This window comes from Faecalibacterium sp. IP-1-18 (genome assembly GCF_023347355.1).
In the GTDB taxonomy this organism is placed as follows: Bacteria; Bacillota; Clostridia; order Oscillospirales; family Ruminococcaceae; genus Faecalibacterium; species Faecalibacterium prausnitzii.
This window is the reverse complement of sequence record NZ_CP094472.1, coordinates 2,996,408-3,016,402: the sequence shown is the minus strand read 5'-3', so window position 1 is coordinate 3,016,402 and position 19,995 is coordinate 2,996,408. Positions and strand designations below refer to the sequence as shown.

General features: G+C 60.2%; 16 protein-coding genes. 12 read left to right on the top strand and 4 right to left on the bottom strand.

The window, feature by feature from the left end; all coding sequences use genetic code 11:
• The first annotated feature begins 8 nt into the window (after window positions 1–8).
• Window positions 9–1,133: a DUF362 domain-containing protein gene (locus tag MTP43_RS14275; RefSeq protein ID WP_097782755.1), complete on the top strand. Its 1,125-nt coding sequence runs from the start codon at window positions 9–11 to the stop codon at window positions 1,131–1,133.
• A gap of 64 nt (window positions 1,134–1,197) precedes the next feature.
• Here the strand turns inward: MTP43_RS14275 and MTP43_RS14270 are convergent, their stop codons facing one another.
• Window positions 1,198–1,812, bottom strand: coding sequence for a hypothetical protein (locus MTP43_RS14270; RefSeq protein WP_249234938.1), 615 nt, complete (start codon window positions 1,810–1,812; stop codon window positions 1,198–1,200).
• A 349-nt stretch (window positions 1,813–2,161) separates the two neighbouring features.
• Between MTP43_RS14270 and MTP43_RS14265 the strand changes: the two genes are divergently transcribed.
• From MTP43_RS14265 to gluQRS, 4 genes are all read left to right on the top strand, one after another.
• Window positions 2,162–2,980: a PRD domain-containing protein gene (locus MTP43_RS14265; protein ID WP_015537071.1), complete on the top strand. Its 819-nt coding sequence runs from the start codon at window positions 2,162–2,164 to the stop codon at window positions 2,978–2,980.
• Window positions 2,981–3,066: 86 nt separating this feature from the next.
• Entirely contained in the window at window positions 3,067–4,626 is a 1,560-nt protein-coding gene (locus tag MTP43_RS14260; protein WP_249234937.1) for a PTS transporter subunit EIIC, read from the top strand.
• Between the two features lie 68 nt (window positions 4,627–4,694).
• On the top strand, window positions 4,695–6,053 hold the full coding sequence (locus tag MTP43_RS14255; protein ID WP_249234936.1) for a 6-phospho-alpha-glucosidase: 1,359 nt from the start codon (window positions 4,695–4,697) through the stop codon (window positions 6,051–6,053).
• Window positions 6,054–6,176: 123 nt separating this feature from the next.
• Complete coding sequence (gene gluQRS, locus MTP43_RS14250) at window positions 6,177–7,148, top strand: tRNA glutamyl-Q(34) synthetase GluQRS (RefSeq protein ID WP_249234935.1); 972 nt, start codon at window positions 6,177–6,179, stop codon at window positions 7,146–7,148.
• A 69-nt stretch (window positions 7,149–7,217) separates the two neighbouring features.
• On the opposite strand, the gene MTP43_RS14245 is transcribed toward gluQRS, so the two are convergent.
• Window positions 7,218–7,874: a phosphatase PAP2 family protein gene (locus tag MTP43_RS14245; protein WP_249234934.1), complete on the bottom strand. Its 657-nt coding sequence runs from the start codon at window positions 7,872–7,874 to the stop codon at window positions 7,218–7,220.
• Between the two features lie 250 nt (window positions 7,875–8,124).
• On the bottom strand, window positions 8,125–9,483 hold the full coding sequence (locus tag MTP43_RS14240) for an MATE family efflux transporter (protein WP_249234933.1): 1,359 nt from the start codon (window positions 9,481–9,483) through the stop codon (window positions 8,125–8,127).
• Window positions 9,484–9,733: 250 nt separating this feature from the next.
• On the opposite strand from MTP43_RS14240, the gene MTP43_RS14235 reads away from it, so the two are divergent.
• Together MTP43_RS14235 and MTP43_RS14230 are read left to right on the top strand one after the other, a co-directional pair.
• Window positions 9,734–11,389, top strand: a complete 1,656-nt coding sequence (locus tag MTP43_RS14235) for a putative manganese-dependent inorganic diphosphatase (protein ID WP_249234932.1) — start codon at window positions 9,734–9,736, stop codon at window positions 11,387–11,389.
• Between the two features lie 12 nt (window positions 11,390–11,401).
• Window positions 11,402–11,728, top strand: a complete 327-nt coding sequence (locus MTP43_RS14230; protein ID WP_249234931.1) for an acylphosphatase — start codon at window positions 11,402–11,404, stop codon at window positions 11,726–11,728.
• 68 nt (window positions 11,729–11,796) lie between these two features.
• Here the strand turns inward: MTP43_RS14230 and MTP43_RS14225 are convergent, their stop codons facing one another.
• Complete coding sequence (locus tag MTP43_RS14225) at window positions 11,797–12,468, bottom strand: hypothetical protein (RefSeq protein ID WP_097785130.1); 672 nt, start codon at window positions 12,466–12,468, stop codon at window positions 11,797–11,799.
• A 448-nt stretch (window positions 12,469–12,916) separates the two neighbouring features.
• Between MTP43_RS14225 and MTP43_RS14220 the strand changes: the two genes are divergently transcribed.
• From MTP43_RS14220 to MTP43_RS14200, 5 genes are all read left to right on the top strand, one after another.
• Window positions 12,917–13,426 (top strand): hypothetical protein, encoded by a 510-nt coding sequence (locus MTP43_RS14220; protein WP_249234930.1) that lies wholly within the window; start codon window positions 12,917–12,919, stop codon window positions 13,424–13,426.
• Window positions 13,427–13,788: 362 nt separating this feature from the next.
• Window positions 13,789–14,337: a hypothetical protein gene (locus MTP43_RS14215; protein ID WP_249234929.1), complete on the top strand. Its 549-nt coding sequence runs from the start codon at window positions 13,789–13,791 to the stop codon at window positions 14,335–14,337.
• A 326-nt stretch (window positions 14,338–14,663) separates the two neighbouring features.
• On the top strand, window positions 14,664–16,094 hold the full coding sequence (locus MTP43_RS14210) for a Wadjet anti-phage system protein JetA family protein (RefSeq protein ID WP_249234928.1): 1,431 nt from the start codon (window positions 14,664–14,666) through the stop codon (window positions 16,092–16,094).
• Window positions 16,081–16,689 carry a DUF4194 domain-containing protein gene (locus MTP43_RS14205; protein ID WP_015537060.1) on the top strand — a complete coding sequence of 203 codons (609 nt, stop codon included), beginning with the start codon at window positions 16,081–16,083 and terminating at the stop codon, window positions 16,687–16,689. The genes MTP43_RS14210 and MTP43_RS14205 overlap by 14 nt, the downstream gene beginning before the upstream one ends.
• Window positions 16,686–19,985, top strand: coding sequence for an ATP-binding protein (locus tag MTP43_RS14200; RefSeq protein WP_249234927.1), 3,300 nt, complete (start codon window positions 16,686–16,688; stop codon window positions 19,983–19,985). Before MTP43_RS14205 ends, MTP43_RS14200 begins: the two co-directional genes overlap by 4 nt.
• Window positions 19,986–19,995 lie beyond the last annotated feature (10 nt).

The following is a 19,995-nucleotide window of genomic DNA, read 5'->3' as shown; positions in this document are numbered from 1 at the left end:
AAAATACCATGGAAGCATCCAAAGTTTACTATACAGATTTCCGCTGTCCGGTGGGCACCAGCCTGCTGGAAAAGCTGCGCCGGGTGTGCATTGCCGCCGGCATCAAGGACATCGACATGGATGGTCGGTTCGTGGCCATCAAGATGCACTTCGGCGAGCTGGGCAATCTGGCTTTTTTGCGTCCCAACTACGCCAAGGTGGTGGCAGACCTGTGCAAGGAGCAGGGCGGTATGCCCTTCCTGACCGACTGCAACACCCTGTACCCGGGCAGCCGCAAGAATGCGCTGGAGCACCTGAGCTGCGCCCAGCTGAACGGCTTCTGGCCCATGACTACCGGCTGTCAGGTGATCATCGGTGACGGTCTGCGCGGCACGGATGAGGTGGAAGTGCCGGTGCCCAACGGCGAATACTGCAAGACCGCCAAGATCGGCCGCGCCATCATGGATGCGGACGTGTTCATCAGCCTGACCCACTTCAAGGGCCACGAGTCCACCGGCTTCGGCGGTGCGCTCAAGAATATCGGCATGGGCTGCGGCTCCCGCGCGGGCAAGATGGAGCAGCACGCTGCCGGCAAGCCCGCCGTGCAGGAGGGGCTGTGCCGCGGCTGCCACCGCTGCGCCAAGGAGTGCGGCTCGGACGCCATTACTTACAATGCCGAAAACAAGGCGGTCATCGACTACGACAAGTGCAAGGGCTGCGGCCGCTGCATCGGCGCGTGCAGCTTTGACGCCATCTATTCTCCCAACGACTGCGCCAACGAGCTGCTGGACCGCAAAATGGCCGAGTACGCCGCCGCAGTCTGCCACGACCGTCCCTGCTTCCACGTTTCTCTGGTGCAGGACATCAGCCCCAACTGCGACTGCCACTGCGAGAACGATGCACCCATCCTGCCGGATATCGGTATCTTTGCGTCCTTTGACCCTGTGGCGCTGGATCAGGCCTGCGTGGACGCCTGCCTGAATGCCGCCCCGCTGCCCAACAGCCAGCTGGGTGCAAACCTTGCAAAGCCGGGCTGGAACTGCTACCACGACAACTTCAAGGACTCCAACCCCAACATCGAGTGGAAGGCCACCCTTGAACAGGCCGAGAAGGTGGGCATGGGCACCCGCCAGTATGTGCTGAAAAAGGTATAACGACAAAATGGGGCGCTGACCATACGGTCAGCGCCCCATTGCGCTTTAAAATTTAAGGTTGCGTTTAAGCCTCGCCGTTCGTCTCCGGCACGATATCGTCCAGCACGCTTTGCAGCGCCTGCCAGTTTTTCAGGGTGCAGCCGGGCAGGGTGTCAGCGTCCAGCCCTGCGTCCGCGATGCGGCCGGTCATGCTGTCCTTGTCGCTGAGCAGGTCCAGCGCGGCGTCCTTGACCAGCGGCCAAGCCTCGGCAAAGCCTTCCTGCTGGTTGTCGGTCAGGCCGTCGTACCAGCTGTAAAAGGCATCCTGAATGGCCTCCGGGGAGCGGCTGGACATCCGTGCGCCCTCGGCCCATTGCAGCAGCGATGCCGCCGCGATGACCGATTTCAAGGAGCAGCCGGATACCCCGGGCCCCCAGCCCAGACAGGGCGCAAAGGCGTTGGATGTGCCGGTGATGGAGAACACCGAGTTCTCGTCGAAATTGCCGGGGTTCAGCTCCCCGGTGTTGGCTTCTGTGGTGGAGGAAGGCAGCTCACTGCTGCCGGAAGCGGATGCGCTGTCCGAAGCGGGCGCAGCGCTGGATGCGGGGCTGCTTGCAGAGCCGCCGCAGGCTGCCAGCAGACAGCCCAGCAAAGCGGCGCACAGCAGCAGCGCAAGGGAGCGGATATATTTCGATGTCATAAGAAAAACCTCCGTAACTGGTGCTCCGGCAAGCCGCCGGAGCAAAGCGGGATCTACACCCTAAGTATACGTTCTGCGCACGGCGTTGTCAATCGTTCTGCGCAGGACGAATTTCAAGCAGCACCTGTGCAGGATATACAAAAATGCAGCTTGAATTTCGGGCAGTTCAACGCATTGACATTCTCCGCGCTGGCTCGTATAATCAAAAGCAGACAAGTGAATTTATCAGTGCGTGTAACTGTTCGATCAGGCATGAGCATCAGAGGGAAGGCGGCAACGGCATCCCTTTGGTTCTTGTGCCCTTTTCTTTTTCACAAGAGCTGCGGCATGGAAGCGGAGGAGTGCGGCGATGCAGGCTGTAAAGGTATTCAATAACAATGCGGTGTCGGTGGTCATGCCGGACGGCAGGGAAGCCATTCTCGTGGGCAACGGGCTTGGGTTTGGCCGCCGCCCGGGGGACGTGATCGACAAAAGCCGCGTTTCCAAGGTGTACTATGTGCAGAACGAGCTGCAGACCAAGTTCCTCAAGATGCTGGATAACGTTACCCCGCAGGTGATGCAGGCCGCCGAGCGCATCTCGCTGGCGGCAGAGGAGCAGGGCATTCTGCTCAGCAGCAAAAGCACCATCTCGCTGGTGGACCACATCAGTTTTGCGCTGGAACGTGTGGAAAAGGGCACCTTTCTGCCCAACCTCATGCTCTCGGAGACGCGGATGCTGTACCCAAAGGAGTACGCAGTGGGGCAAAGGGCGCTGGAACTTGTCCGGCAGTTCTGCGGCGTACAGCTGCCGGAGGACGAAGCGGGCTACATTGCCCTGCATCTGGTAGCCGGTGCGGCGGACGGCGCGCTGGCGTATGATACCGTAAAGTTCGTCAAGGCGGTCAAGGAGATCATCTGCGATACCTATCACTGCACCTTTGAGGAAGAAAGCCTTGAGACCACCCGCCTGACCGTGCACCTCAAGTTTCTGGCGGCGCGCATCTTGCGGCACACGCCTTGGCAGGACGCCGGGCTGGAATCCATGTATACGGTGCTTTTGCAGCGCGACAGCCGCAACGAGGTGTGCTTGCAGCGCATCAATGCCTATCTGCGGCAGGAATTTGATTACGAGCTGGATCATCAGGAGCAGGTCTATCTGCTCATCCACCTGACCAAGATCGTTGGATAAAATGTTTCAACAGGGCGTCCGGAAGCCCTGCAGAATAGAAATCATCCCCCCAAACAGTCAAGTCAAAAAGTGAGGAGTATTACACGATGAAAGAAAAAGTCATGAATGGCTTGGAAAAGTTCTCCAAAGCCATGCTCTCACCGCTGTCGTATATCTCGGCAGCAGGCCTGATCCTTGTGCTGGGTGCATTGCTTACCAGCACAAGCCTTAGTGCGATGATCCCCGTTCTGCAGTGGACCCCCATCAAGCTGCTGGGACAGCTGATCTACAACTGCATCATGGTCATCATCAACAACCTCAGCCTGATGTTCTGCGTGGGCATCGCAGCGGCGCTGGCCAAAAAGAACAAGCAGCAGGCTGCCATCATCGGCCTGATGAGCTACTTTATGTACCTGACCGCCGGCAATGTCACCCTGACCCAGCTGGGTATGCTGGCAGAGCCTGACCCGATGGTGGGTCTGTACGGCACCGGTCAGTCCACCGTGTTCGGCATCCAGACGGTGGATATGGGCGTGTTCGGCGGCATCCTGCTGGGTCTGGTCTGCGGCTGGGTGTACAACCGCACCTGTGAAAAGCAGTTCAAGGGCATCATCACCCAGATCTACTCCGGCAACCGCTGGTCCTTTACCTGCATGGTGGTCTTTTCCATCCTGTTCGGCTTTGGCTCCTGCTTCTTCTGGCCGCCGGTGCAGGGCGTCATCAGCGCACTGACCGATCTGATCGCCACCTCCGGCAACTTCGGCCTGTTCCTGTACGGCTTTTTGGAGCGCTTCCTCATCCCCACCGGCCTGCACCACCTCATCTACACCCCCTTCCAGTTCTCTGCACTGGGCAACAGCCTGACCGTGGGCGATGCCACCTACACCGGCTCCTACATCGTCATGATGATGGAGTACAGCATGGGTCTGCCCTTCTCGGACGGCATCGTGTGGATGTACACCGGCTTCACCAAGACCTTCGGCTACTTTGGCATCGTGGCGGCCTTCATCTTCTGCGCCCGCAAGGAGAACCGCAAAAAGACCGCTGCCGTTCTGGTGCCGCTGGCCTTTACCGCTTCTCTGGCTTCCATCACCGAGCCGCTGGACTTCATGTTCTGCTTCACTGCCCCCATCCTGTGGGTGGCACACGCCTGCATCTCCGGCCTGTTCATTGTGCTGCTGCACATCTTCCATGTCACCGGCTTTACCACCAACCTCCTCGGCTCGGTGCTGATGAACCTTTCTGCCGGTGCAGATAAGACCAACTATCCCACCCTGTACCTGCTGGCGCTGTGCCAGATCGCAGTGTACTTTGTGGTGTTCACCCTGCTGATCAAGGCCTTCAACCTGCACACCCCCGGCCGGGAAGAGGTGAGCACCGAGACCGCGGGGAGCGATGCACCCGCCAAGAAGGCAAGCGTGAAGAACGCTGCCGAGGTGCAGTGCGTCATCGACGGTCTGGGCGGCAAGGAGAACATCCTGTCGGTGGACAACTGCTTCACCCGCCTGCGGGTAAACATCAAGGACCCCGCAAAGCTGGACGAAGCTGCCATCAACAAACTGCCGAACAGCGGCATCGTGAAAAAGGGTACCGATATCCAGATCGTTTACGGTCTGCAGGTAGCCGATATCAAGCGTGCTGTGGAAGCACAGCTGGAAAACCAGTAAACCGCTTTTCCGCGCCCCGGCGGACTGCGCCGGGCTAACCTGAAAATACAAAAAAGGAGCGTTTAACTATGGTCATTACCATCGCTGGCGGCGGCAGCACTTTTACCGCCGGTATCGTCAAATCCATCGCCCTGCGCCGGGAAGAACTGGAAGTGGACGAGATCCGTCTGTTCGACATCAACAAGGAGCGGCAGGACAAGGTTGCCGTTGTGGTGGACTGGGTCCTGCACAAGGAACTGAATACCGACATCAAGCTGGTGGTCACCACCGATGTGCAGCAGGCTTACACGGATGCCTCTTTTGTGTTTGCCCAGATGCGTGTGGGCGGCTACGCCATGCGTGAGCAGGACGAAAAGATCCCCCTGCGCCACGGCTGCGTGGGACAGGAGACCTGCGGCTGCGGCGGCATGGCCTACGGAATGCGCACCATCTTCCCCATGATCAAGCTGATCGATGACGTGGAAAAGTATGCCAAGAAGGACTACTGGATCCTGAACTACTCCAACCCCGCCGCCATCGTATCCGAAGCCTGCCGCAAGCTGCGCCCGAAGGCACGGATCATCAACATCTGCGATATGCCCATCGCCATCATTGACGTGGTGGCAGCTGCCATGGGCATCCAGAACAAGAAGGAGATCGTCTACGATTACTTTGGCCTGAACCACTTCGGCTGGTTCACCTCCATCCAGTACCACGGCGAGGATCTGATGCCCAAGCTGCGCGCCTACATCAAGGAGAACAAGATCCTTCTGCCGGAAAGCTACCTCAAGGGCATGGGCGCGCTGACTTCCTCCAGCAACCAGAACCGCCACACCAAGGGCAGCTGGTACTATGTGTGGAAGGGCGAGTACGAGATCATGGAAAACTTCCCGGAGTACCTGCCCAACACCTACCTGAACTACTATCTGCAGGCCAAGGAGTTCGTGGAGCACTCGGACCCGAACCACACCCGCGCCAACGAGGTGGAGGAGACCCGCGAAAAGAACCTGTTCGACGGCATCGACCACTACCTCAAGACCGGCGAGGTGGACGCCAACACCTTCTATGCCGGCAGCCACGGCGACTGGATCGCAGATCTTTCCGCTGCGCTGAAGAACGACACCAAGGCACGCTTCCTCATCATCACCGAGAACCGCGGCGCGATCCCCAATATGCCCTATGACGCAATGGTGGAGCTGCCCGCCTACATCGGCAAAAATGGCCCGGAGGTCATTGCCCGGGACAACATCCCGCTGTTCCAGCAGGGCTTGATGATGCAGCAGCTCAACAGCGAAAAACTGCTGGTAGAGGGCTGCGTGGAAGGCAGCTACGAGAAGGTGCTGCAGGCCTTTACCCTGAACAAGACTGTGCCCAGCATGAGCGTTGCAAAGGCCATTCTGGACGATATGATCGAAGCCAACAAGGGCTACTGGCCGGAGCTGCACTGAGCAGCCGGTTTTCCCGCCGCCGCAGGCATTGCCGCCTGCGGCGGCTTTTTTATGCGCATTGACCTTTGCAGAGCAAGGGCTTATAATGAGAAAAAACCAGTAAAAACGAAAGGAAGCACACCCATGCAAAACCAAGTCCCTGTATCCCAAAACCGCCCGGTCACCGGGCGCTTTGCGCCCAGCCCCAGCGGACGGCTGCATCTGGGCAATTTGGCGTGCAGCCTGCTGGCATGGCTCAGCGCAAAAAGTCAGGGCGGGCGCATCGTGCTGCGCATCGAGGACCTGGACGCCGAGCGCTGCCCCCGCGTCTACGCCGACCTGCTGGAGCAGGACCTTGCGTGGCTGGGGCTTACGTGGGACGAGGGCGGCAGCACCGGCGGCGCACACGCGCCCTATTACCAGAGCGAGTGCGGGGACATCTATACCCAAAGCTACCGCAAACTGGAGCAGAGGGGGCTGGTGTACCCCTGCTTTTGCTCCCGCTCCCAGCTGCACGCCGCCAGCGCACCCCACACCTCGGACGGCAACGTCATCTACCCGGGCACCTGCCGGGGACTGACGCCGGAAGAGATCGCGGAAAAGCGCAAAAAGAAAGCCCCTGCCTACCGCCTGATGGTGCCGGACGAGGCCATCACCTTTACGGACGGCTGCATGGGCACCCACACGGAAAACCTGCTGCGGGACTGCGGCGACTTCTATCTGCGCCGGGCAGACGGGGTATTTGCCTATCAGCTGGCGGTGGTGGTGGACGATGCCCGCATGGGCGTCACCGAGGTGGTGCGCGGGGCAGACCTGCTTTCCTCCACGGCGCGGCAGCTGTACCTGTACCGGCTGCTGGGCTTACAAGCGCCCCGCTTTGCCCACTGCCCGCTGCTGCTGGCAGCGGACGGGCGGCGGCTGTCCAAACGGGACGGCGACCAGAGTCTTGAAAACCTGCGGGCAAAATATACCGCCCCGGAGATCATCGGCAAGCTGGCGTATGCCTACGGCCTGCAGCCGGAGCCTGTGCCCCGCACCCCGGAAAGCCTTGTGCCGGACTTTGCGTGGGCAAAAGTCCCCAAGCAGGATATCTGCCTGCCCGAGGGGCTGTTCTGAAAAAGGAAATGAAAAAACGACTCCTGCCAGCGCCAAAGGCGCTGACAGGAGTCGTTTTTTCTTTCTTTCTTAGGCTCTCCGCACCTGCGGCAGCTGGCTGCGCTCGAGGGCGGTAAAGGCGCTGTCCAGCGCCAGTGCCAGCAGCGCACCCAAGGCTACGTCAATGCAGCTGTGCTGCTTGAGCAGCACGGTGGAGCAGACGATGGAAATGCACAACACAGCGGCGGCGGGACGCATCCAGCGGCGGCGGGGCGCATCAAAAATGCGGCTGCGGTAGTACGCCAGCAGCAGCGTTACCGAGTTGAACACATGAATGGACGGGCAGACGTTGGTGGCGGTGTCGGTGCGGTACAAAAAGCGCACAGTCTGCGCAAAGATATCGCTGCCCGGCACCCAGTAGGGGCGCAGGTCCAGCGCCGTGGGCAGCACGGCGTAGCACGCCAGTGCAATGGTCATGCCGGAGAACAGCGGCAGGCATAGCCGCCAGAAGTCCTCCCGCGGGGCCTTCCACAGCAGATAGAACAGGGTGAAGGGAATCCACAAAAACCAAGCAAAATAGGGGATCACCGCATATTTGCAGAAGGGGATCAGATCGTCCAGACGGCAGTGCACCAGAATGCTGCGCAGGGGGACGTTTGCCTCCAGAGAGTGAAAAACGGAAAGATAAAATATAGTATACAGCGCCATGAACCCGATGGGGTGGCGCGCAAGCCAGCTGCGTTTCATAGAATAGCCTCCTTTTGCAGAAGAGCAGAACTCGATAGCATTGAGAAATTATACGCCCGAACGATGAAGATTGCAAGAACGAAAGGTGAAAACTTTGTCAAGCGCTGAAAAAATAATTTGTGGAACTTGTAAAAAATACCGTCGCTCTTCTGCTGATAATACGAATCAGAGGGGCGGTTTCCTGCAAAAAAGAAAAAATCCACCCCTTCACCGGTCTGTAAGGATCGGTAAAGGGGTGGATGCCAAAAATTCAGATCACACTCTGCTCCAGCCAGCTGCCCCGGCGGAAGCGCAGGTAGAAGCACAGCGAGCGGAACACCCAGTCCAGATACATCCCCATCCAGATGCTCAGCAGCCCGCCGCCGAAGCACAGCACGGCCAGATAGCAGAAGCCCACCCGGAACGCCCACATGGACACGATGCTCACGGTCATGGTAAACCGGGCATCACCGGCGGCGCGCAGGATGTTGGGCAGGGTAAAGCTGGACGGCCACACGAACAGGGAAACGATGTTGAACCACACCATGATGTCCAGCGCCATGGCCTGCGCCTCCGGCGAGAGGTTGAACAGAGACACCGCGAACCGGTTGGCAAAGAAGAAGGCCGAAAGGTTCATCACCCACGCGCCGCAGTAGGCGGTCAGCATCAGGCGGCGGGAGTAGTACACTGCCTGCTCCTTTTCGCCCGCACCCAGACACTGGCCCACCACGGTCAGGGCAGCCATGCCCACGGCGTTGGCGGGGATGTTCAGGAAAGTGGTGGTGGTATTGGCAACGGCGTTGGCGGCAATGGCTGCCGTGCCAAGGGTGGAGGTCAGGCTGGAGACCGACAGCTTGCCGATCTGGAACATGCCGTTCTCGATACCGGCGGGGATGCCCACCCGCAGGATGCGCCGGATCAGCCCGCCGTTCGGAGCCATCGCCCGCAGGCTGTCCACCCGCAGGGCGCAGCCCGGCTTTTGCAGCAGATACAGCACCGCCGCGCAGGCAATGGCGCGGGACACAAGGCTTGCCAGCGCTGCGCCCATGACCCCCATGCCGAAGCCGTAGATCAGCACCGCGTTGCCGCCGATGTTCACCACGTTCATCACCAGACTGGACAGCATACTGATCTTGCTGTTGCCCTGTGCCCGGAACAGCGCCGCACCGGCGTTGTACAGGCCGATGAAGGGATAGCTCAGCGCCGAAAGCAGAAAGTAGGTCTCGGCATAGTGCATCACGTCCGCATCAATGGAGCCGAAGATGCCCCGCAGGATGGCGTGCCGCCCGCCGATGACCACCGCCGCCACCAGCACACTGAAACTGGACAGCACAAATAAAATCTGCGCAGCCGCCGCCTTGGCGTTTTTCGGCTCCTGATGGCCGATGTACTGGCTGGTGACCACCGCGCCGCCGGTGGCCAGTGCGCTCATGATCTGGATCATCAGGGTGTTGAAGCTGTCCACAAGGCTCACGCCGGACACGGCGGCTTCGCCCACCGAGGATACCATTAAGGTATCGGCCAGACCAATGGTCACGCTTAACGCCTGCTCCGCGATCAGCGGTAGCAGCAGCGCCACCAGCGCCTGCCGTGGAAACAGGGGAGTGGATGTGAATTTGGACGATTTCATGCTGTCCTCCGTTGCAAATGACAAAAAAGCTCGAATGCTTCTATCATACAGCGGAAGCTGTCGAAATGCAAGAGGTTGTATACAAGAAAGTGCCAAAAAGCAACAGTCTGCCGTGTGCAGTGCCCTTTACCCATGGGCACAGTTGTGTTAAAATAAGGTTGCAGCCGCCCCGCTGTGCAGGAGAGGGGCGCTGTTTTGGTAAATGATAAGATATATGATAAGAAGTTGAGGACCCATAAGGGGGTACAGTATGCAGCAAACTGCGCATAAGGTCGTTGTCATCGGGCATCGCAACCCGGACACCGACTCCATTTGCTCTGCCATTGCCTATGCAGAGCTGAAAAACAAGACCAGCGATCTGGTCTGCGAGGCCCGGCGTGCGGGCAAGATGAATCAGGAAACGGAATTTGTGCTGAAAAAGTTCGGGGTCACGCCGCCCCGGATGTGCACCGACGTCAACCCTAAAATTCGGGATGTGGATTACCGGCAGGTGCCCGGCATCCCCGGCTCCACCAGTCTGCGCAAGGCGTGGGAGATCATGCGCGACCAGAAGATCGACACTCTCCCCGTGACCAGCGAGGATGACGAATTGCAGGGTGTCATCACGGTGAAGGATATCGCCACCGCTAACATGGACCTGTTCGACACCGGCATCCTTGCCAAGAGCCGCACCAGCTACCGCAATATTCTGGAAACGCTGGGCGCTACCATGGTGGTGGGCAGCGAGGATGCGGAGTGCACCACCGGCCACATCCGCATTGGCACCGCCACCCCGGAAATGCTGGAAAGCAGCATGGAAAAGGGCGATATCGTCATCCTGACCAACCGCTACGAAAGCCAGCTCTGCGCCATCGAGAAGGAAGCTTCTCTCATCATCATCTGCAACGGCGCAAAGGTGGGCCGCACCATCCAGCACATTGCCGCCGAGACCGGCGTAGCCATCATGAGCGCCCCCTGCGATACCTATGCGGCGGCAAAGCTCATCAGCCAGTGTGCACCCATCTCCTATTACATGACCCGGGACGATATCATGAAATTCACCCTCGTCACCCCGGTGGCAGACGTCACCCGCGTGATGGCAAAGGTGCGTCACCGGTATTTCCCCATTCTGGATGCAGACGGCAAGTACTGCGGCATGATCAGCCGCCGCAATATCATCAACCTGCGCAAGCGCCGCATCATTCTGGTGGACCACAACGAGGCCACACAGGCGGTGGAGGGCTTTGATCAGGCCGAGATCCTGGAGATCATCGACCACCACCGCATCGGCAGTCTGGAGACCAGCGGCCCGGTGTACTTCCGCAACCAGCCGGTGGGCTGCACTGCCACCATCGTCACCCAGATGTACGATGAAAATGGCGTGACCATCCCGCAAAAGACCGCCGGTCTGCTGCTGGCCGCCATCCTTTCGGATACGCTGGTGTTCCGCAGCCCCACCTGCACCCCCGTTGACGTGAACGCCGCCAACCGTCTGGCAAAGATCGCCGGGGTGGACATCAACGAGTTTGCCAACGAGATGTTTGAGGCCGGCGAAAAGCTGGACGGCAAGACCGCCGAGGAAGTGTTCTTGCAGGACTTCAAGGTGTTCATGTGCGGCGATATCCGCTTTGGCGTGGCGCAGGGCAGCTACATGACCCGCAAGAACCTGACCGCCGCCGAGGCGCTGCTGAAGCCCTATCTCGAGGAGGCACGCAACAAGCAGAACGTGGAGGACATCTATATGCTGCTGACCGACGTGCCCAAGGAAGAGAGTGTGGTCATCTGCGATGGACGCTACGCCGCCGGGGTGCTGACGGATGGCTTCGACACCCAGCCCGCCGCCGATGCCAGCTGGACGCTGCCGGGCGTGGTGAGCCGCAAAAAGCAGTTCATTCCCGCCCTGATGACCGCTTATCAGGAGCTGTAAAGGGACACCGCTGTGTTTGATTTTCTTTCCAAAAAAGATCGCACCCCGCCCGCACTGCCGGAAGGCACGGAGCGGCGGCGCTACACCATCACCGGACAGGTGCAGGGGGTGGGTTTCCGCTATCGTGCGCGGTACGCCGCGCAGACCCTTGACCTGACCGGCTGGGTGCAGAACGAGGACGATGGCAGCGTGACGCTGGAAGTGCAGGGCGACCCGGATAAGTTCATGTCCCTGTTCGCCATGATCCAGAAAAGCGACTATATCCAAATTACCGGCATCCGCCAGAAGGATATCCCGCCCGACCCGTGGGAGCGCGGGTTCTCGGTGAAGGGATATTAAAGGAACTGAATAGAAACAGAGCGCCTGACACTGCGGTGTCAGGCGCTCTGTTTTATCATATTATATTTTCACCCCAGCACCTTGAGGGGGGAGTTTTCCACCCACAGGGTATGATCCAGCAGGCGGGTGACGGCAAGCCGTCCATTTGCCGTTACCCGGGCGGGGTCGAGGGCGTAGAAGTCGCTCTCGGTCAGGTTTTCCGGGTCGGCGGTGGGGGAGATGCCCGCCACGCATACCCAGTGTCCGTAGGTGCTGCTGGTGGCAATGTGGGGGTAGTTCACCTCGTTCCAGCCGGAGGAAGTCAGGTGGTATTCATAAGTAGAGGTGCGGTTCGTGTGGCGCTTTACCCCGCTGACCGTGGTATTTTTTAGGTGCACGATCACCGGATGCCCGGCGGAAAGCTCGCTGTACAGCTTTTTCAGGCACTCGGCGCGGGTGCCGGAGTACCCTGTGTAGCCCGCTGCCGACCACACCGCCCCGTTCGACCACATCCCGCTGCCGGAGCACACCTTGCCGTCCAGAATGGTGCGGGCGTAGCGCAGCGCGTACAGGCTGCACTTGCCGGAGGTCTGGTTGCCGATGGAAAGAATGTGGCTGGTGTCGAAGCTGAGCAGCCGGATGCCGTTTTTCTCTTTCAGTTCAGCGGCGTGGGCATGGGGCAAAAAGGCGCACAGCAGCAAAACCAGCGCCAGAACTGCCGCCGCCAGCCGCTGTGCCGCGCGGGCGGGACAGTGTTGCATGGGTACTTCCTCCAAGTTCGTTTCAATCTGGACATGATTTTACCACCAAAACGTGGTGAAAATGTGTAAAAAGGCAAAATAATGGGGAAACCCTCCCAGAGGGAGCTGGCGCGGCGCAAGCCGCGTCTGAGGGAGTTAACACCGCTAACACAACATATGTCCAAATTTAAGCGCTCCCGCACCCGGCAAAACTGCGCCGCCGGGGCAGGGAAACGGAGATTCCGTAGACTGTCGACAGACTTTATTCCGGAATATATCAGAACTGCAACAAATCCCGCTTATTTTCATCATTTTCACGAAACTGTTTCGGGAAGTTTAGCGATATTCCCGATTGACAAAACCGTCAGGCGTCGGATATAATCAGGGCAGAAAGGCAACGATGGTTGCGAAAGCCTTTCGAGAAAAAAGAAACATATCCACAAAAAACGCTGATTGGAGGGATACCCCTATGAAGAAACTGTCAAAGATTGTCGCTCTGCTGCTTGCAGGCGCAATGGCTATGGTGATGCTCACCGCCTGTACCGGCGGCGGCAACACCAGCAACATGAAAGAGGACACAAAGACTGAGGATGAGGTTCTGAGCAAGTACAGCACCAGCACTGTGGCAGTAAATGACAGAACGATGAAAGCTGAAGCAGAAAAGTTCTTGAACGAGAAGCTCAATGTTTCCGGCAGTATTTTTGGCTATAAATTCGTTCTTGGCTATGATGTAAAGGGTAAGACTGAGAATGCAGAGTTCCTGACGGTTCTCGTAGCGGCGAACGTTACCTATAAGGATACGCTGTTGGGCGCTATTCTGGATGAGATCTCGAGGAAGATCAATACCGATACGAATGTCAACATCAACCAGGATGGCAATTGGACGAAGATTGGCGTTGTTGTTAAGACTGACGTCAATACCAAACAGAGCTACATGGCAATTGCGTTCAAGGTCAAGAACCCCAAATACCACAAATAAGTAAAGAATCATCAGTCCTTTCTTTCCCCGGAGAGCACCCGCCCTCCGGGGCTTTTTGTTTTGACCGTGGCAAATGCCGTTTGCCTTTACGACCCCTCCCGTGAAAATGCGTTTGGAGCGCTCCGCAGAGCGCGACAAACGCGAAATAAAAATAATTCTTCCGCTGAATATGCGCAAAGCGCACGCGGCGCGCATTCCAAATCGTCCTGCCCCGCCCGGGGCTTTTTTGCGCTCTGCCCAAAAATCCCGGCAAAAAACAGGCACACTTGCCATTGACGAACCCTGCCGCGCTGCTGTAAAATGAAAACAGAATGCCCTGTGCATCCGCATGGGCCCCCTGCATTTTATAAAAGGAGCATTGCATGAAAAAGTTAAAGCGTCTTGCGGCTGTTCTGCTGGCCGGTATCATGGCACTGGCACTGTTCACCGCCTGCGACAGCAGCGACCCCGGCAACCCCGAGTTTGATCCCAAGGTGGAAAGCGCCTATCAGAAAGCGCTGAATAAGACATTCGGGACGAGCTTTGAAAACGATGCCGACATCAAGAGGCTGGCCATCGAGCACATCGAGGAGAAACATGGCGCAGACAGCCTGACCGGTGAGATGCTCTACAAAACAGATGGCGATGGTAAGACCACGGTGCGGCTGGTGCAGATCTGCTATGATGTGCGCAAAAGCACGAAAGAGAACTATGTGCCGCTTTTCTACGAGGCCGCCAAAACCGCAGCCATCAAAGCAAACTATACCAATGTTCAAGCCCTGCTCCGCACCGTGAACGAGGAGATTGCCAACGCAAAGAAAAACGGCCGGACGCTGGAGCTTACTGCGCTGGGTGTCGGCGCATGGACCATTGGCGGCAAGACCTATGTTGCCATCGGCTTTGAGCTGACCAACACCACCCCGCAGAACTGAACCCCACCCCGCCCCGAGGAGCACCCCGCTCCCCGGGGCTTTTTTGCGTACGCCCTCTCAGGCGCTCCCGCGCCAGCTCCCCCAAAGGGGGAGCCAAGGTCTGAGGCTTGTTGCTGAAGTCTTAGGTGTAATGAGAAAGCTTCCGGCAGTGCCCTTGCCTCTCCCTTTGGGAGAGGTGGATGCGAACGTAGTGAGCAGACGGAGAGGGCGCACGCAGTTCGCCAAGCCAACCCCTCCCGGCGGGCTTTTTTTCGCCTTTTTGTGACAAACCCCGCCCGCTGTGGTACAATAAAAGGGTATCGAACTCACACAGAAAGGACGTTTCCATGCAGCTGTTTGAACTGGTCAGCCCACGGCTGTTCCGCCCGCTGGCGGGGCCCAACCGGGCGTTTTATGCAGAGCTTTTGCTGCTGCTCTGGGAGGAGTGCCGCCATACGGCAGATTACAGCATTTCCCGCGCCGAGGCCGTCTCCCGCGCCGAGGATTATTTTGCCGCGCTGGCAAAGCCGCTGGCGCTGGACGCCGATGGCGCGGGCGATGAGGACGAGCAGCCCACCCGCGACCCCCACACGCTGGCGGTGGGCTTTTTGCTGCGTCTGCGCCGCACCGGCTGGCTGGAGGAGCAGCCCGGCAGTTATGAGAGCGAGCCGACCTTTGCCTTTATGCCGGAAGTCACCCCGCTGCTGGACGCGCTGGAAGAGATATTGAACCCCCGGGTGGTCACCTACACCGGCAAGCTGTACAAGGCGTGGCAGCTGCTGGGCAGCATCGGGCAGGAAAAAAGCCCCTACGAGAACGTGCTGCGGGAGGTGGCGGCAGACCTTGAGACTTTGAACAAGTCCCTGCGCGCCCTCAACGCTTCCATCGGGCATTATATCGACCGCCTGACCCATAACCGCACCCCGCAGGAGGTGCTGGAACTGTTCGACCAGTACGAGGAAAAGGTGGTGGCGGCGGCGTACCATCGCTTTAAAACCAGCGATAACCTGTTCAATTATCGCGCCTATCTGGAAGAAGAACTGGACGACTGCGAGCAGAACCAACTGCCCCGGCTGGCGCTGGACTACGCCCGGGTGGAGCGCTGCGCCCCCGGCGAGGCTGCGCCCCGGGTGCGTGCCCTCATCCAGCAGCAGCGGGACGCGCTGGAGGAGATGAGCACCCTGATGAAGGAGATCGACGCCAGCCACATCCGCTACCGCAAGCGTGCGGTGCAGCGGGCACAGTTTTTGCTGCTGAGCGACCGCTCGGCGCAGGGCAGCGTCACCGCCCTGCTGCGCCGCTATGCGGAGGACATCCGCAGCCCGGAGCAGCTGTTTGAGCCGGACGACGGCCCGGTGGCGGCGCGGCTGCACCTGTACCCGGCGGCAGTGTTCGGCGCAAAGCCGCTGTATCCCCCCGCCGCGCCCCGCACAGAAGCACCTCTTGCCCCGGTGCGCACCGAACCCCTTGACCCCGACCGGCTGCGGCAGGAGCAGCAGCTTTTGCTGGACTACGCCCGCCTTGCCGTCACCGAGGAAAACGTGGCGCTGCTGGCGCAGCAGGCATTGGCCGCCCGCGGGCAGGTGAACGCCTCCACCCTTGTGGAGGAATACCCGAACGATTTTACAGGCATCATCGGCCTGCACACCTATTCCCAGTCGCCGCACCGGGAGTATGATATCACCATGACCGGAAACTGGGTGGAGCGCGGCGGCTTCCGGTTTCAGGATTTTGTCCTGACCCGCCGCAAGGAGGTAAACACGGATGGCAACCATTGATCTGCTGGAAGAGACCGCAAACTATCTGCTCAACCACTGCTTTGTGCTGGGCTGCGTAGAGGAACAGCGGGCAAAATATCTGTATATTCAGGATCACCTCAACGAGGTGCGTGCGGTGTTCAAACCGCTGGGCTACGCGGTGCTTTTGTACCCCGCGCCCATGCAGGCGGCGGCGCTGGTCAACGAGCATGAGGGCAGTCAGGCGCGGCTGCTCAAGTACGAGAGCATTTTGCTGCTGGTGCTGCGGCTTTTGTACCTGCAAAAGCGGGAAAGCCTTGCCGCCAGCGCAGACGAGGTGCTGGTGACCGTAGAAGAAGTACAGGCCGAATTGCAAAAGATGAATCTGCCCCGCAAGCTGGATCAGCAAACGCTGGAAAAGCTCATGCGCACCCTGCGCCGGTACAATCTGGCGCGTCCGGTGGGACGGCTCTCCGGGCTGGACAGCCGCATCGAGGTATTTCCCACGGTGCTGCTGGCGCTGCCGGACGCTGACCTTGCGGATGCCGCCGCCGAGAGCGCCCGCACCCGCACCGAGCTTGGCCTGTACGAGCGCCCGGAGGGGGCAGACATGGAAGCAGGGGAGGGTGAAGCATGATCGAACTCAAACGCCTGAAACTGATCAACTGGCACAACTTTGAAAATACCACCTTCGACTGCGCCCGCCTGACCTATATGATCGGCGTGAACGCCGTGGGCAAGACCACCATTCTGGACGCCATCCGCTACTGCCTGACCACCAACCGCAACTTCAATGCGCTGGGCAATAAAAAGAGCGGCCGCACCCTGCAAGGCTCTGTCCACGCCAAGCAGCGCGGCGAAAACGCCTACCGCCGCCCGGGGCATACCGTGGCGTATATCGGGGCGGAGTTCTGGGACAGCGTAAAGCACACCAGCTTTGTCATCGCAGTACGGGTGGAGTCCGAAGGCCCCATGCAGGAGCTGCACCCCGGCGACCAGACATGGTACATCTCCGAGGACGGCATCACGCTGGAGCAGCTGCCCTTCATCGACCCGCGCACCGGTGCGCCCAGCGCCAAGGAGGACTTCAAGCCCGCCGAAGGGCGGCTTTCCTACACCCGCAGCCCCAGCGAAGCGCGGGACAGAATATGCCGCGCACTGGGCATCGGGCGCGCAGCCAGCCCGCTGGGCAAAAAGTTCAACGAGGTGTTCCAGATGGGCACCAGCATGGACGAGATCCCGAATTTCCGGGAGTTTCTGTACCAGTACATCCTCCCGCAGCCGGAACTGGACTTGGAAGCCTTGCAGGGTGACCGCTTGGAGCTGGAAAACCTGCACGCCGTTCTGGCGGAAGCCCAGACCCGCGCCGATGCGCTGGACGAGATCGTGCGCTATGGCCGCGAAGCCACCGAAAAACAGACCGAAGCTCTTGTGAACCGGGGTGCCGCCCTGCTGGCGCGGGCTGCTGCCGATGCCGGGGAAAAGGCCGTCTGGCAGGAGCGGGTAGACGCCGGACGCCGCCAGCAGGAAACGCTGCGCACCCGCTACGCCGAGGCCAAGACCGCCGAAGCGGAAGCCCGCCGCGCCTACCTGACCGCCCACAGCGCCGCCGGTGCCAGCGGCGAGGGCCGCGCACTGGACGCCCTCAACGAGGAGCTGGCGCACCGGCAGACCGCACTGGATGCCGCCGCCCGCCGCGCCGACATCGCTGAAAAGGCCGCCGAAAAGACCGGCAATCTGCTGGCGGTGCTGCGCCGCAGCGGTTTTGCCGCCGGGCAGAAGCTGGCAGACCTGACCCCTGACACCCTGCCCGCCCTGACCGACTGGCTGACCGCACAGGAAAAGCCGCTGGAAGAAGCCTATTTTGCCGCCCGGCAGCACACCGCCGCCCTGCAGCGGCAGCAGACCGAGAAACGCGCCGAGCTGGATGCCGTATCCGGTGGCAAATGGGTGTACCCCCACGGGGACGCCGCCACCCGGGTGCGGGACGCCGTGAATGCCGAGCTGAAAAGCCGGGGCATGGAGCCGGACGCCCGCATCTTCTGCGAGCTGCTGAACGTGGAGGACGAGAGCTGGCAGGACTGCGTGGAAGCCTGTCTGGGCGACCGCCGCTTTGATATCCTTGTGCCGCCCGCCCACTACGCCGCCGCAAAGAGCGCCTTTGTGGCGCTGAAGGATAAGGTTGGCCCCATCAGCCTGCTGGACACCCCGGGTCTGCGCAAGGCCAATCGCCGCGCCGACACCGCCCCCGCCGACAGTCTGGCGGCACAGGTCACCAGCGAAAACCCGCTGGCCGCGCAGTACGCAGACACCATCCTGCGCCGCATCGTCTGCTGCGACACCCCCGACACGCTGGAAAACTATCTCGACAGCGCCACCCGGGATCTTTTGCGCCACCACCCCTTCCGGTTGGAGCGTCTGCGCACCCCGCAGCGCTATATCGGTCTGGAAGCCCGCCGCGCCCGCGCCGGGGCACTGGCAGGGGAGATGAACGCCCTTGCTGAAGAAGTACGCGCCGCCGCACAGGCAGAGCAGAACCTGAAAGCCGCATACAGCCAGTACCAGACCCTTTTGCGCGGCACAACGCTGGAAGAACTTGCCGCCTTGTGGGACGCCCGCGCCGCCCTGACCGCCGCCCGCGCGGCGGTGGACGAGCAGGCCGCAAAGCTGGCCGAGTGCCGCGAGAATCCGCTTTTGCAACAGCTGTATAAAGAGGAAGAGGTGCGCGAAGCCGCATGGGAAGCCGCCCGCACCGCCGTGGAGCAGACCGGCGGTGACCTGCGCGTATGCGAAAAACAGATCTCCTCCTGCGAGGCGGAGCAGCAGAAGGCGGTGGACACCGCCGAAAAGAGCGCACAGGCCGCCGAGAGCTTTTTTGCCGCCCATCCGCTGGTGGAGCCGCTCTCCCGCAGCCGTCAGCAGGCGCTGACCGGGCCGGACAAATCTCCCCGCGCCGCCGCGCAGGCTGCCGAAAAGGCACAGGCCAAGCTGGACGATGCCCTGACTGTCTACCTGAACAGCACGCTGGAACCGGCGCAGAAGGCCTACAACCAGCGCTATGTCTGCGATTATCCTCTGGGGCTTGCCGGGCTGGAACAGTACCGCGCCCAGCATGAGAGCCTTGTGCGCATCGATTTGGAGCGCTACGCCGCCCGTCTGGAGCAGGCGCAGCGGGACTGCAAGGACCGCTTCCGCAAGGATATCCTGTTCCGCATGAAGGACGATATCTTCAACGCCCGGCGGCAGTTCCGGGAGCTGAACAAGGTCATGGAGCAGCTGACCTACGGCGAGGAAGTCTACCGCTTTGAGCTGGAGCCCAGCCGCGACCCGCAGCTGGCGGCGTTCTATCAGGTCATCGTGGATAAGGGCAACCAGCAGATGACCGAGGGCGACTCTCTGGACAACCTTGCCGCCACCGCCGACCCCGCCTACGAGCGTCAGGTGGACGAACTGATGGAAAAGATCATGGCAGACGTGGACGAGAACACCCGCGCCCGACAGGAGGGACGCACCGCTGCCGGTGCCACCCTTTCGGACTATGTGGACTACCGCACCTATCTGGACTACGATATCAAGGTGACCAATCAGGTCACTGGGCAGCAGGCGTATCTTTCCCGCGTCAGCCGCGATTCCTCCGGCGGCGAGAATCAGGCACCCTTCTATGTGGCCATCTGCGCCAGCCTGCTGCAAATTTACCAGAAGAGCGAAAACAGCATCCGTCTGGTGCTGCTGGACGAAGCCTTCAGCAAGATGACCAGCGACCGCATCCGCCCCATGATGGAACTGTTCCGCCGCCTGCAATTGCAGGTGCTGCTCATCTCCACCGTGGAAAAGAGCACCGCCATCCAGCCCTACTGCGATATCACCTACTCCATCGTCCGCCACGGCGACGCCAACGCCATCGCGCCCTTTGTCCGCCTTGCAGCGGAGTGAGGTGCATAGC

What these genes read in the sequence shown, in the direction of transcription:
- MTP43_RS14225 (WP_097785130.1), bottom strand. Translation starts at nt 12,468, where the DNA reads ATGCAACACTGTCCCGCCCGCGCGGCACAGCGGCTGGCGGCGGCAGTT.
- MTP43_RS14200 (WP_249234927.1), top strand. Translation starts at nt 16,686, where the DNA reads ATGATCGAACTCAAACGCCTGAAACTGATCAACTGGCACAACTTTGAA.
- MTP43_RS14235 (WP_249234932.1), top strand. Translation starts at nt 9,734, where the DNA reads ATGCAGCAAACTGCGCATAAGGTCGTTGTCATCGGGCATCGCAACCCG.
- MTP43_RS14215 (WP_249234929.1), top strand. Translation starts at nt 13,789, where the DNA reads ATGAAAAAGTTAAAGCGTCTTGCGGCTGTTCTGCTGGCCGGTATCATG.
- MTP43_RS14260 (WP_249234937.1), top strand. Translation starts at nt 3,067, where the DNA reads ATGAAAGAAAAAGTCATGAATGGCTTGGAAAAGTTCTCCAAAGCCATG.
- MTP43_RS14220 (WP_249234930.1), top strand. Translation starts at nt 12,917, where the DNA reads ATGAAGAAACTGTCAAAGATTGTCGCTCTGCTGCTTGCAGGCGCAATG.
- MTP43_RS14255 (WP_249234936.1), top strand. Translation starts at nt 4,695, where the DNA reads ATGGTCATTACCATCGCTGGCGGCGGCAGCACTTTTACCGCCGGTATC.
- MTP43_RS14240 (WP_249234933.1), bottom strand. Translation starts at nt 9,483, where the DNA reads ATGAAATCGTCCAAATTCACATCCACTCCCCTGTTTCCACGGCAGGCG.
- MTP43_RS14275 (WP_097782755.1), top strand. Translation starts at nt 9, where the DNA reads ATGGAAGCATCCAAAGTTTACTATACAGATTTCCGCTGTCCGGTGGGC.
- gluQRS (WP_249234935.1), top strand. Translation starts at nt 6,177, where the DNA reads ATGCAAAACCAAGTCCCTGTATCCCAAAACCGCCCGGTCACCGGGCGC.
- MTP43_RS14210 (WP_249234928.1), top strand. Translation starts at nt 14,664, where the DNA reads ATGCAGCTGTTTGAACTGGTCAGCCCACGGCTGTTCCGCCCGCTGGCG.
- MTP43_RS14270 (WP_249234938.1), bottom strand. Translation starts at nt 1,812, where the DNA reads ATGACATCGAAATATATCCGCTCCCTTGCGCTGCTGCTGTGCGCCGCT.
- MTP43_RS14265 (WP_015537071.1), top strand. Translation starts at nt 2,162, where the DNA reads ATGCAGGCTGTAAAGGTATTCAATAACAATGCGGTGTCGGTGGTCATG.
- MTP43_RS14245 (WP_249234934.1), bottom strand. Translation starts at nt 7,874, where the DNA reads ATGAAACGCAGCTGGCTTGCGCGCCACCCCATCGGGTTCATGGCGCTG.
- MTP43_RS14205 (WP_015537060.1), top strand. Translation starts at nt 16,081, where the DNA reads ATGGCAACCATTGATCTGCTGGAAGAGACCGCAAACTATCTGCTCAAC.